13 protein-coding genes and 1 pseudogene are annotated in these 12,198 nt (G+C 73.9%); 7 read left to right on the top strand and 7 right to left on the bottom strand.

Going from position 1 to position 12,198, the window contains the following annotated elements; translation table 11 throughout:
• Positions 1-5 precede the first annotated feature (5 nt).
• The 4 genes from fabG to AC067J_RS29440 all read left to right on the top strand — a co-directional run bounded on the left by fabG (position 6) and on the right by AC067J_RS29440 (position 1,604).
• A complete protein-coding gene (gene fabG / locus AC067J_RS29455; protein ID WP_478304245.1) occupies positions 6-749 on the top strand; it encodes a 3-oxoacyl-ACP reductase FabG in 744 nt (247 codons plus the stop codon).
• Positions 750-784: 35 nt separating this feature from the next.
• Complete coding sequence (locus tag AC067J_RS29450; protein WP_478304244.1) at positions 785-973, top strand: MbtH family protein; 189 nt, start codon at positions 785-787, stop codon at positions 971-973.
• A 161-nt stretch (positions 974-1,134) separates the two neighbouring features.
• Complete coding sequence (rpmG, locus tag AC067J_RS29445; protein ID WP_478304242.1) at positions 1,135-1,299, top strand: 50S ribosomal protein L33; 165 nt, start codon at positions 1,135-1,137, stop codon at positions 1,297-1,299.
• 35 nt (positions 1,300-1,334) lie between these two features.
• A complete protein-coding gene (locus AC067J_RS29440; RefSeq protein WP_478304241.1) occupies positions 1,335-1,604 on the top strand; it encodes a type B 50S ribosomal protein L31 in 270 nt (89 codons plus the stop codon).
• A gap of 141 nt (positions 1,605-1,745) precedes the next feature.
• Here the strand turns inward: AC067J_RS29440 and AC067J_RS29435 are convergent, their stop codons facing one another.
• From AC067J_RS29435 to AC067J_RS29410, 6 genes are all read right to left on the bottom strand, one after another.
• A complete protein-coding gene (locus AC067J_RS29435) occupies positions 1,746-2,672 on the bottom strand; it encodes a hypothetical protein (RefSeq protein ID WP_478304239.1) in 927 nt (308 codons plus the stop codon).
• Positions 2,673-3,075: 403 nt separating this feature from the next.
• Positions 3,076-3,894: an SCO2400 family protein gene (locus tag AC067J_RS29430; protein WP_478304237.1), complete on the bottom strand. Its 819-nt coding sequence runs from the start codon at positions 3,892-3,894 to the stop codon at positions 3,076-3,078.
• 610 nt (positions 3,895-4,504) lie between these two features.
• Positions 4,505-4,963 (bottom strand): hydrolase, encoded by a 459-nt coding sequence (locus AC067J_RS29425; RefSeq protein ID WP_478304235.1) that lies wholly within the window; start codon positions 4,961-4,963, stop codon positions 4,505-4,507.
• 78 nt (positions 4,964-5,041) lie between these two features.
• On the bottom strand, positions 5,042-5,644 hold the full coding sequence (locus tag AC067J_RS29420; protein ID WP_478304233.1) for a hypothetical protein: 603 nt from the start codon (positions 5,642-5,644) through the stop codon (positions 5,042-5,044).
• Positions 5,645-5,888: 244 nt separating this feature from the next.
• Entirely contained in the window at positions 5,889-6,107 is a 219-nt protein-coding gene (locus tag AC067J_RS29415; protein WP_478304231.1) for a hypothetical protein, read from the bottom strand.
• A 176-nt stretch (positions 6,108-6,283) separates the two neighbouring features.
• Positions 6,284-7,384, bottom strand: a complete 1,101-nt coding sequence (locus tag AC067J_RS29410; protein ID WP_478304230.1) for a serine aminopeptidase domain-containing protein — start codon at positions 7,382-7,384, stop codon at positions 6,284-6,286.
• 663 nt (positions 7,385-8,047) lie between these two features.
• On the opposite strand from AC067J_RS29410, the gene AC067J_RS29405 reads away from it, so the two are divergent.
• The 3 genes and pseudogenes from AC067J_RS29405 (at position 8,048) to AC067J_RS29395 (ending at position 10,893) form a co-directional block, all read left to right on the top strand.
• Positions 8,048-8,932 carry a PLL family lectin gene (locus AC067J_RS29405; protein ID WP_478304229.1) on the top strand — a complete coding sequence of 295 codons (885 nt, stop codon included), beginning with the start codon at positions 8,048-8,050 and terminating at the stop codon, positions 8,930-8,932.
• 467 nt (positions 8,933-9,399) lie between these two features.
• Positions 9,400-9,891, top strand: a pseudogene (locus AC067J_RS29400) (sugar-binding domain-containing protein); the annotation flags it as partial.
• A gap of 771 nt (positions 9,892-10,662) precedes the next feature.
• A complete protein-coding gene (locus AC067J_RS29395; RefSeq protein ID WP_478304228.1) occupies positions 10,663-10,893 on the top strand; it encodes a hypothetical protein in 231 nt (76 codons plus the stop codon).
• A gap of 55 nt (positions 10,894-10,948) precedes the next feature.
• On the opposite strand, the gene AC067J_RS29390 is transcribed toward AC067J_RS29395, so the two are convergent.
• Positions 10,949-11,614, bottom strand: a complete 666-nt coding sequence (locus AC067J_RS29390) for a GntR family transcriptional regulator (RefSeq protein ID WP_478304227.1) — start codon at positions 11,612-11,614, stop codon at positions 10,949-10,951.
• Positions 11,615-12,198 lie beyond the last annotated feature (584 nt).

The raw sequence follows: 12,198 nt of genomic DNA, 5'->3' as shown, positions 1-12,198 counted from the left end.
ACCCGATGAACAGGACGGCCAACCCGGTGGCGTTGATCACCGGCGGGTCACGCGGGATCGGCCGCGCCACCGCGCTGCGGCTGGCAGAGGACGGCTTCGACATCGCCCTGTGCTACGGGACCGACGCCGATTCCGCCCGGTCCCTGGAGAAGCAGCTGCTGGACCTGGGCCGCAACACCTACGTCCGGCGGGCCGACGTGTCGGACGCCGACGCGGTCCGGGCACTGGTCGACGGCGTCGAGGACGCGCTGGGCCCGGTGACCGCCCTGGTCACCTCGGCGGCGATCCTCCGTGACACACCGCTGATGCTGATGGAGGACCAGGACTGGCAGGACGTCCTGCAGGTCAACCTCAGCGGCGTCTACCACGCCTGCCGCGCGGTGGTCGACGGCATGGTGCTGCGCAGGCACGGCGCCGTCGTCAACCTCTCCTCGGTCGCCGGCATCTGCGGCAACCCCGGCCAGAGCAACTACTCGGCGACCAAGGCCGGAATCATCGGGTTCACCAAGTCCCTCTCCCAGGAGGTCGGCCGGTACGGCATCCGGGCCAACGTGGTGGCCCCCGGCTACATCGACACCGACCTGGTGGCGCAGCTGCCGGAGGAGGCCGTCGAGCGGTCCCTCGAACAGGTGTCGCTGCGCCGGATCGGCCGCCCCGAGGAGGTGGCCGAGCTCATCGCCTTCCTCCTGTCCGACCGGGCGGGCTACATCACCGGGGAGGTCTTCCGGATCGACGGAGGCTTCCGCTGACGGCCAGCCCATCCCCTCCCCCCCTTGGAGCGCTCGTGCCCGACCACCCCGCCGCCGCCTGGACCGTCCTGGTCAACGACGAACAGCAGCACGGACTCTTCCCGGCCGCCCTGCCCGTCCCCGCGGGCTGGCACCCGACCGGCTTCACCGGCACGGAGGACGCCTGCGAGGCGTACGCCGACGAGCACTGGACCGACCTCCGCCCGCTGAGCCTGCGCCGGTAGGGCATGCCCTCCGGTGGGCGGCGGGCGGCGGGCGGAGGTCGGTGAGCGGACGGGGGTTGGCGGCGGCGGGCGATGGGTCGACCAAACGCGGAATGAAAATGACAATCATTGCGCTATGGTGAGGCGAAAGCCCCAGGACCCACCAGCCCAGGAGGACATCAGTGGCACGCAACGAACTGCGCCCGGTCGTCAAGCTCCGCTCGACCGCGGGCACCGGCTACACGTACGTCACCCGCAAGAACCGGCGCAACGACCCCGACCGGCTCGCGCTGCGCAAGTACGACCCGGTCGCCCGCACCCACGTCCCGTTCCGCGAGGAGCGCTGACCCCCACCCCTCCCCACCCTTCGGAGAGCACCACCATGAAGCCCGGCATCCACCCCGACTACCGGCCCGTCGTCTTCCGCGACAAGGCGGGCGGCCTCGCCTTCCTCACCCGCTCGACCAGGACCGCCATGCGGACCGTCGAGTGGGAGGACGGCAACACCTACCCCGTCGTCGACGTCGAGGTCTCCTCGGCCAGCCACCCCTTCTACACCGGCAACGCGCGGGTCATGGACACCGCGGGCCGCGTCGAGCGCTTCCGGCGCCGGTACGGCATCGCGGATCCTGCCCCCGAGCCCGGCAACTGACCGGCGCGGTCCGCCGGAGCCGGCCGGCCGCTCCGGTCACCGGAGCGGCCGGCCGGTCGGAACCGCCCTGCCCCGCCCTGCCCTCTGCTGTGCTGTGCCGTGCCGTGCCGTGCTGCCCGGCCCGCGGCCGGAGGCAGCGGCTCAGGCGACGTTCAGCGTGAACTGCGCGGTGCGCAGCCGCCCGTCCGTCCGGAACTGCAGGAACACCCGCCAGTTCCCGGGCTCGGCCAGCATGGCCTGGAAGGTCAGCGTCGGCCCGCCGTTGTCACCGTCCACCTTGTCCGCCGGGTGGAGGTGGGCCAGCGCCCGGTCGCCCTCGTGGAACGCCGTGAGGTGGGCGTAGCTGTCCAGGTACGGCTGGAGGGAGGTGACCGGCACGCCGTCCTTGCCGACCGTGGCGGTGAGCCGGTGGGCACCCGCCATCGGCTCGCTCCGGAGGGTGACGGTGTAGCCGTCGACCGTGGTGCTGTCGGCCGCGGCGGGCAGCGGCACGGCCACGACCTCGCCGGGCACCGTCACGGTGCGGCTGAGCACCAGCTCGCTGCCCTTGCGGGGGCCGGTGTTCGGCAGGAACGAGGCGTACAGCCGCCAGTCGCCCGGGGCGAGGCCGGCCAGGTCGGCGGTCCAGGTGCCGTCACCGGCCATCACCGGGTGCAGGTGCTGGAATCCGGTCAGGTCGGAGCGGATCGCGTAGAAGTGCATCCTCTCGGTCTGGTGCACGGCGAAGTCGGTGACCGGTCGGCCGTCCGGGCCGGTGACGGTGAACAGGTAGGCCACGGCCCGGCCCGCGGGCAGCTCGGCGGTCCTGGCGTCGAGGCGGTAGCCGTCCCGTTCGGCGGTGAGGCCCCGGCCGGTCGCGGGCGCGTCCGCCGTGCCCGGCATCCCCGCCATCCCGGCCATCCCGGCCATCGCCCCGTGGTCCGCCCCCACCCCCGTCCCCGGCATGTCCGCGTGCTCGGAGTGCGACGGCAGGCCGCACGCGACGAGTCCGAGGAACAGCAGCGCGGGCACGCACGACGCCAGGGCCCAGCCACGGGAGAACGACCGGTGGGAACGGGAATCGGACATCAGCAGGTCTTTCGGCTACGGGCACGCCGGGTGCGGCGCGGGGACGGGCAGGGACGGACGCGGCCGGGATCGATCACGGTCGGGGCCCCGTCAGGTCCCCGAAGATCCCGCTCGTGGCCCCCGCGGGCCTCCCCCGCCACCGGTCGTGATCACTGCGTCCGGTGCGGCGCCGACGGCGTGACGTCCCATGGCCGGTCTCCCTGCTCCTCGTGGGCCGACGGCGCGTGGCGGCGTCCGGTGGCCCGGTCCGGTGCGGGCCGCCGGAACACGGCCCCACGGAACAGGAGACCGTCGGCGGCCGCCGCGATAACCGAAAGTTCGCGTCCGGTTGTCGGTTCACCCGTCGGGGACGGCCGCCTCCTGCCGCCGACCGTGCCGGGCGGCTTCCCTTCGCGGAGCCTCCTCAGGTGCACCAGAACAGGAACGGGGTGCACGTGCGCGTCGGCTGCGGGCTGGGTGTGGCCGTGGGCGGCGCGGTGACCGACGGCGGCGGGGTCGTCGCGGGCGACGGCGTGGCCGTGGGCGGCAGGCTCGTCGCGGGAGGCGGCGCGGTGGCCGCCGTGGTCGCACTCGGAGCCGGCGGGGCCGAAGGGGCCGCCGGCTCCGACGGCGTCGGGTTCGGGGCCGCCGGGTCCGGCGCGCGGGTGGTCACCGGTGCGGTCGTCGCACCGCCCTGGGTGGCCGGGACCGAGGCGGACGCGGCGGGGGAAGCCGAGGCGGACGCGGAGGCCGTACGGGTGCCGGGGCGCTGCGTCGCGGACTGTTCCGGGGCCCTGGTCGTGGCGGGCGCCGCGGTGGACGCCGTCGGCCGCGCCGCGGAGGCGTCCTGCGGCCCGGCCGCGACCGGCTGGTCCGCCCCCGGTTCGGGCGGCGCGCCCTCCGAGCCGTTCGCCACCAGCCCCGCCGCGCCGAGCCCGACGACGGCCAGCCCGACCACGGACACCACGAGCAGACCCGGCCGCCGCTTCGCCCGGCGCGAGGTCGTGCGGCCGCCGCTCCGGCCTCCGCTCCGGCCGTCGGCGCGGACGGTCGGCGCGGACGCCGGCGACCCGGGCTGCGGGCGCAGCACCTCCGTGGCCGCCGCCGACGGGTGCGCCTCCGGGTGCGTCTCCGGGTGCGCCGACGGTTGGGCCGCCGGGTCCGGAGCGGTCGCGGGCGCCCCGCAGCCGGGGCAGGCCAGGGCACCGTTCAGGTGGCGTCGGCAGGGTGCGCAGTAGTCCATGTGATCTTCCCGTGCTGCCGGGGGCCGGCTCACGCCGGTCGTCGTCCCTCGCCGCCGGCCCGCGCACTTCGTCGTGCGCATGCGGAGCCTAGGCAGCCCGGCTGTGGGGGTTCCACACCGCACTGTGAGGCTTCTGAAAAGATGCCGTGCCGGCCTACGTGCCGGCGGGCGGAACCCCGGTCCTGGTCCACAACCAGGGCCGGCCGCTGGTACCGCCAGCCGTACGGTGGCGACATCACGCGGCAGGGCACCACGGCGACGGTCGACGACGACGGCGTTGTCGGGACGACGATCCGTGCGCCGGAGCGCCCCGGCGTGCCGTCCGGTGGCGACCGGGTGAACGGTCTCCGCGGCGTCTGGGACGGCGCGCGCGATCTCCGCGACAACCTCGACAGGTTGAACGAGCTGCAGCGGACGCACAAGTTCATGTCCGACGCGGAAGCGGCGCGCGGCACGTTCACGGGCAAGACGGCGAGACGCGAGGGCTGGCCGCACACGTACACACGGACCGAGGTCGTCAAACTCGTCGGTGCGAGGGGCAACTACACCTCCGTCGATGAAAGGGGGTGCCCGCCGCCGACCGGGGCCCCTCGGCCCGGCGGTGAAGCGCTCAGCCCCGCACGGCGTCAGGATCCAGCCCCCGCAGCCGTTTGACGCCCACCAGCACCCCGTAGCGCTCACGCGCCGCGAACTCGGACCGGTGCCACACGGCCGGGCGGCCCACCTCCTTGCACAGGTGCAGGACGGCGTCCCCGCCCGCGCACACGCCGACGTGCGCCCCGTAGGCGTCGTCGGTGGCGTTGAAGAGGAGCAGGTCCAGCGGGCGCGGGGTGGTCACCCGCAGGGTGGCGTCCCGGTCCTCCCACAGGTCGCTGGAGCGCAACGGGGGGACGGCGCAGCCGAAGTGCGCGAGCACCGCGTAGGCGTAGACCTGGCAGTTCGCCCCTGCCGCGAGACCGGGCCGCTCGGCGACGGCCGGTGAGCCGGGGTAGCGGGCTCCGACGTACGGGACGTCCCACAGGGAGTCGGGGAGGGTGAACGCCAGGGGCGGCGGCGAGGCGGAGGACATGGCGCACCAGCCTAGCCGCCGCGTCGCGGGGCGGGGCGGGGCTCCGTCTGCCGGTCGAGGCGCCGGCCAGGGCGGGCGTCAGGCCTCCAGCAGGCGCTCGATCACCTCCGCCGCGGACTCCTCCGCGTCGGCCTCCGCCGCGGCGCACCGCACGTCGAACTCGGCGTCCCTGGCCTTCGCCAGCACCGCGGCGTCCCGGCGCCCGTCGAGGAACGCCGAGCGGTTCGGGGAGAGGCGCATCAGGACGGCGTCGTCGTCCCAGTCGACGGTGAGCGTCACGAGTCCGCCGTCGTCGGCGGCCATGAACCCGGCCATGCCCCGGAGCGCCGTGAACGCCCAGATCATCGTGGGCAGCCGGAAGTCGACCCGGGCCTCGAAGTCGACGGTGAGCGAGCCGGTGCCCTCGTCGTACCCGAGGGCCAGTCCGCCGTCCTCGTCGTCGAGGCCGCGCAGCAGGCCGGCGTGGTCGCCGTCGATCCAGCGGTCGCACTCCTCGACGGCACCGGCCAGCTCCGCCCGGTACCCGCACCGCGTACCGGCGTCACTCCAGGCCTCGCAGAGGCCGCTCCAGCCGTCCTCCGCCGCCCAACTGGAGGCGGGCACGACCGGTGCCCGCAGCCAGGCCGCCAGGCGTGGCCCCGCGATCGCCAACGCCGCCGACACCGTGACGTACTGCGCCATTCCGTCCTCCCGGGGTGAACTCCTGCGTCGGGCGCGCCACGGTCCTCACCGACGAACCGCCGAACGCCGAGTCGGCGAGTCGGCGAGTCGGCGGACAGCCGAACGGCGCACCCGGGTGTGTGCACGGCACCGCGGTGGAACGGCGTCGTGCACGGCACCTCCGTCCTGCCCGCACCCTACGGCGGGTCACGGACACCGCCCGCCCGGGGGCGTGGGGAACCGGTCCCCGGCGGCGCGGCGCAGCTCAGTCCTGGGAGGCGGGCGGGACGAAGGTGAGCCCGGCGACCGGGCCGACCGCCCGGCGCCCCCCGTTCGCGGGCCGCTGCTCGGGGACCAGCTCCCCGGCAGGCTGCAGGAACGGCGAGCGTTCCACCGGCACCTGCTCACGACGTTCCTCGGTCTGGGCGAAGTGGACGGTGGGATCGGAGAAAGGCTGCCACGGCGGGCGCCGGTCGGTGGTCATGATCACCAGTCTGTCAGTCCCAGCCCGCCGCCGGGCCCATTCCGGCCCGAGCAGCCGATCGCCCCGGCGGGTTGCCGACGGCGGGGGGACCGGCGAGGCCCTCGGCACGCCGGAGGGCCCCGCCGACGCCCCGCCGACGCTCGGCCGGCGAACGGGGGCGGGCGGCACAGGTGTTGTCAGCGGCTGCGCCAGGGGCGGGCGAAGTCGTGGAGGGCTCGGGTGGCGGCGGGGGCGAGGATCTTGTCGTCGACGGGAGTGCCCGCGGGGTGGGGGAAGTGGTCCACGCCGGGCAGGACCCGCAGGCCGGGGCCGGTGGAGTGGGCCGCGGCCAGGGCGGTGAGCAGCGGGGGTGTCGTGGAGCAGGGGACGTTGGCGTCCTCGGTGCCGCAGGTGATCATCACCCGGGTGCCGGGGGCGAGGCGGCGGGCGGCGGCCGGCGGGCTGACGGCGTCGTGGGTGCGGGTGTAGCGGGCGTTCAGTGGGCCGAAGATCCTGTCGAGGGGGGTGGCGATCTCCGGGACGATCCCGCTGGTGTCGACGGGGCGTCCTGCTCGGAAGTCCCCGATGGCACGTTCGATGCCGTCCTTGTTGCTCCGGCCCTCTGCCGGGGTGAGGCCGCCCGCTGCGACGGCCCGGTCGATCCGGGCGGCGAGCTGGTACGCGAGGGTGTCGAGGATGCGCTGGGTCTGCGGGGCGACGAGGGCGAGGCCGGCCGGTTCGGGGCGGACGGTCGGCGCGACGAGGAGGGCACGGAGGGCGCCTTCGCTGTGTCCCACGATGAGCAGGGAGTGCGGGTCGGCCTCCGGTTGCCGGCGGAGGGCGTCGTAGGCGGCGGCTGCCTGGCGGGTGAACGCGGCCGTGTCGATGCGGCCCGGGTCGTCGCCGTACCGCCCCCGGCCGGTCTCGCCGGTGCCGTACTTGTCGAAGCGCAGGGTCATCACGCCGTCGCCGTCGAGGGTGTCCGCGACCAGGGCGAGGGTCGACGGGGTGGCCACGGGCGGCTGGTCCCCGTTGCGGTCGGTGGCACCGCTGCCGGGCAGCAGCAGGGCTGCGGCCATCCGGCGGCCCTCGCGGTGAGCGGGTACGTGGACGGTGCCGTACGTGGTGGTGCCGTCCGCGTCGAAGCGCATCTGCCGGTCGACTGCCGGGACGAGGCGGTGGCCGCCCAGGGTGTGGGCGGTGGCGTCGGCGGCGGTGGAGATGCCGGTGCTGGTGCCGATGGCGGCGACGGCCGTCAGGGCGGCCAGCGTGGAGAGCGCGCGAATGCGCCGGTTCATGGTCTTCTCCTGCGGGTTCGAGGGGAAAAGGGCAGGTCTGGGACGGGAACCGACCGGTTCCGAATGAGGCGTGCGGAAAAGTGATGTGACGCTTGCTCAGGTCAGATGGAAGGGGGGCCGCGCGTGGAGGGGCGTGCGAGTTCGCGGCCGAGCGTCCGCCGAACGGCGACGACCCTGGCGAACCTCCGGGGCGGCCCGTGGGGCAACCGTACGAGGTTCAAGAACGATCCGTCAAGAACGGACGTTCTCAAATTCGGCGCGCACCGGCGGCGAGCACCGGTCAATCCAACACCCGTACGGGAAAGCATCGTTGGCCTGCAGTTTGCGGCATCGACAGGACCCGGTCCCGGCCGCGCAACGGGGTCGCCGAGCAGTGGCTCCGTCAGGGTGGGCTTCACCGGCTCGCGGACACCACCGGCCCTCCAGGGTCACCGGCCTACCCGGCCCGCCGGCCCGTCCACGGTCCCACGGCGGAGCGCTCCCGTTGGTGCACTGGTCCCGGGACGCATCCGGGACCACGGCCTCATGCGACCGTCCCGGCGAATTCCTAACGTGGGAGCACGCGTTGAGCACGTGGTCCGGGAGACCGAACGGCGTCTCACGCGGCCCGGGCCGGGATCTTCGGCCCGCCTGTCGGAACAGCGCACCACTGGAGGGTCCCAGATGAGTTGGAACCAATTCACGCTCTCGTCGGCCGGCAGTGCCTCGAAGTCGAGCAGCCTCGCGGCGGTCTCGCGGATCGACGGCAGCATGGAGGTCTGGTGGGTCGCCTCGAACGGGTCGGTCCAGGGGGCGTACTGGTACGACGGGTCGCCGTGGAACCGCTACGAGCTCGCACCGCCCGGCAGCGCCTCCACGAACGGCGGCATCGCGGCCGTCTCCCGCATCCCCGGCAGCATGGAACTCTGGTTCACCGGCGCCAACGGCTCCGTCCAGGGGGCGTACTGGTACGACGGGTCGCCGTGGAACCGCTACGAGCTGGCGCCCCCCGGCAGCGCCTCCACCAACGGCGGCATCGCGGCCGTCTCCCGCATCCCCGGCAGCATGGAACTCTGGTTCACCGGCGCCAACGGCTCCGTCCAGGACCGCTACTGGTACGAGGGCAGCACCTGGCAGGCCTTCGAACTCGCACCGCCCGGCAGCGCCTCCACGAACGGTGGCATCGCCGCCGTCTCCCGCATCCCCGGCAGCATGGAACTCTGGTTCACCGGCACCGACGGCACCGTCCAGGGGGCGTACTGGTACGACGGGTCGCCGTGGAACCGCTACGAGCTGGCGCCCCCCGGCAGCGCCTCCACCAACGGCGGCATCGCCGCCGTCTCCCGCATCCCCGGCAGCATGGAACTCTGGTTCACCGGCGCCAACGGCACCGTCCAGGACCGCTACTGGTACGAGGGCAGCACCTGGCAAGCCTTCGAACTCGCACCCCCCGGAAGCGCCTCCACCACCGGCGGCATCGCCGCCGTCTCCCGCATCCCCGGCAGCATGGAACTCTGGTTCACCGGCACCGACGGCTCCGTCCGGGACCACTACTGGTACGACACGTAGAGCAAGAACCTCGACCAGGACGTCACCACCGACATCGCCATCTGCGGCCCGGCGCACGTCGTGATGCGGCAGGACGGCTTCCTCTCGTTCAGCACGCCCTCGCGGCCGGCGTCACGGGAGCGCTCGGCGATCACGTGAAGGCGATCGTGTCCGCGGCGGGCAAGGCCGCGGCAGAGGCGGTCATCAAGCCCGTCTCCTGACCCGGCTCCGCCCCTGCTCTCCCGCTCTCCGGCCCTCCAGCTCTCCAGCCCTCCAGCCCTCCGGCCGCCCGGCTGCCCCGACACCCGTCCGGGGCAGCCGGGCAGTCAGGGCGGCCGGGCGGACCGGCGGCCGGACGCGGCCTCAGCGCCCCGGCCGCGATCGTTCGGTCAATCGCGCCCTGATTCGATCCCCGGGCTACCCAGGACCGCCCCGCTCCACGATGCTGTCGTCGGCAGCCGGGGCCGTCCGTACACCCCACTCGGAGGTGGCGCTTCCGCCTCTCCCCCACGGCCGACACCCACGACGAGTCCTTCGCGCAGCCCGGCCACGACGCCTCCGGCTGGGACGAAATCACCGTGCCGGGCCACTGGGTGCTGCAGGGTCACGGCGCCCCGGCGTACACCAACACGCTCTACCCGTTCCCGGTCGACCCGCCCCGGGTGCCGACCGAGAACCCGACCGGCGACCACCTGCGGTCCTTCGACCTGCCCGCCGACTGGCCGGCCGACGGCACGGCGGTGCTGCGCTTCGAGGGGATCGAGTCCTGTGCCCGGGTCTGGCTCAACGGGCGCGAGCTCGGGGAGTTCAAGGGCAGCCGACTGCCGCACGAGCTCCCGGTGGGCGGCCTGCTGCGCCCGACCGGGAACGTGCTGGCCGTCCGCGTCCACCAGTGGTCGTCCGGAAGCTACCTGGAGGACCAGGACCAGTGGTGGCTCCCCGGCATCTTCCGCGAGGTGACGCTCCTGCACCGGCCCTCGGCCCGGTCGGTCACGAGGCCGAGCGGCGCGGACACCAGCACGGTGGTCCCGCCGCGCTCCACCCCGAGGGTCAGTGCGCCCCGGTCGTCGAGCGCGACGTGCGCGGTGAGCTTCGGGCCGCCGGCGGAGCCGGGTTGCCCGACGGTCCAGGTCTGCGCCGTGTCCGCCGTACGGGCGGCGGGGGCCGTGAGACCGGCGATGCCGATGGCCGCGGACACGGCGGAGGCCGGCACGGGTAGGAGTCGGGACTGAAGGCCTTTCATCGAATCGGATCCCTGCTTTCTGCAAGGGAGGTGACGGATGATCAGGGCAGTGGCGTGTCGACGTGTCGACGCCGGCCTCGCGGGAGTGGTGCCCGGGTGGGACGCGTCGTCACGCGGATCGGGTGGCGCTGCCCGAGCGCGCGGAGCAGTGAGCCGTGCCGGGCGGCGGAGCGATCGGAGTCCACTCGTCCGCCGGTCACTTGCCGGCGCCCATGGTGAGGCCCTCGGTGAGGCGGCGGCCGAGCCAGAGTCCTGCCTGGTCTGCGCGATGAACTCGTCCGCCGTCGTCACACCTTGGACGAAGCGGACCACGTTCGGGGTGTACGCCTTGGTGGCCCAGGCGGCGTAGTCCACGAACAGCCGGGCCTGGTCGGGGTAGGCCTCGTTGCCGTCGATCGCCTTCGCGGCGTCGGCGAGTTCCGCGGGCGCCGGTATGTCGGTGCGCGGGGTGATGTTCAGGGCCTGGGTGGCGAGGCCGGAGAGGTGCTCCTTGTTCATGAAGTAGGCGATGAACTGCTGGGCTTCGGCGGCGTGTCCGGCGCTCCTGGGCACCGCGAAGCCGAAGAAGGTGACGCCGACCGCGGTCTTCCGGGCCCTGGCGGCCCGGGAGGCGCCGCTCGCCCGGGCCGCCGCCCTGATGCACGTCACCACCACGGAGAACTGGCTGCGCCGTCACATGCCGGCCCACCCCGCCGACGAGGACCGGGCCGGGCCCTCCGGGCGGGAGGCGTCCGACTGACACCCCGAACCGGTATATCGCATACCTCCACCAAGGCCCGCGCGGCAGAGCCCGCTCACTCCTTGTCGGCGACCTCGTGGTCCGCCTGCGCGCTTACGTGGGCCTTGGCCGCCCGCGCCGCCCCCTCGGGGTCGCGGCGCCGCAAGGCGGCGATGATCTCGTCGTGCTCGGCGATGACCCCCGCCCAGTCGTCCGGGTCCATCGGCGCCGCGATCCGGTGCCGGCGGACGGTGAGGAGCAGCTGCTCCGTCAACTCGGTCAGGACGCGGTAGCCGGCGGCCTCGGACAGGATCCGGTGGAAGTCGGAGTTCAGCTCCGGGAGCTTCTGGAACGAGCGGGTGCCCAGCCTCCCCCGCATCTGTTGCTGGACCGACTCCAGCTCGGCCAGGTGGGCGTCGGTGACACGCTCCGCGGCGAGGCCGGCGACCAGCCCTTCGATCGCCTCGCGCGCCAGGAAGACCCCCCGCATCTCGGCCACGTCGACCTCGGCGACGGTCACCCCGAAGTGGACCCGGGACGACACCAGGCCGTCGGCCTCCAGCCGCTTGACGGCCTCGCGGATCGGGATCTTGCTGACCCCGAGGTTGCGAGCGAGCTCGTCCATGTTGATGCGCTCGCCCGGCTTGAGGTCGCCCTCGGCAATGGCAGCCCGCAGGCTGTCGTAGACGAGGTCAGCCTTGCTCTTCACCACGGGCAGCCGGGCCCAGTTCGCCTGTGTCACCCGTTCATCGTATGCGATATGCCTGCGAAAGCGAAGGGTGGCCGGCGGGGGCACGGAGCCGCGGGCCGGCCGTCCCACGGTGGAGCGGAACCACGGAACCGAGAAGACCAAGGGCAAGTGGGCGGTCGCCCCGATGCCCGTCGGGCCGAAGAGCGGCTGCTCGGCCGTCGGCGGCCACAGCCTGGTCGCCCGCTCCGGCCTCCCGGACCCCGGGGCCGCCGGGGCGTTCATGCGCTGGCTCTCGTCGCCGGCGGTCAGCGCCCAGTTCATGGAGTTCCACGGGATCTTCCCGTACGACACCGCGAAGGTCCCGCGCGAGACCAAGGTCGTGGTCGACTCCTTCTACCACACCGACCCCAGCTGGGCCGCGATCATGACCCGGTTCGAGCGCAACACCCCGGACCTGCTGCTCCAGGACCGCTACGGCTTCGCCGCCCGGTGGGAGGCCCAGAAGTCCGACGTCGTGGCCCGTGTCGACGGGCGGACACCCGTGGACCAGGCGCTGAGGAGCATCGACAGCAAGGTCGACAAGACGCGCCGCCCGCGGGAGCGCCCCGGCTCCTCGCCTGGACGGGTGGGGCCCG

The organism is Kitasatospora sp. NPDC042419, assembly GCF_056437345.1.
The sequence above is the reverse complement of the archived record's forward strand: the minus strand, read 5'-3'. Positions and strand labels throughout refer to the sequence as shown.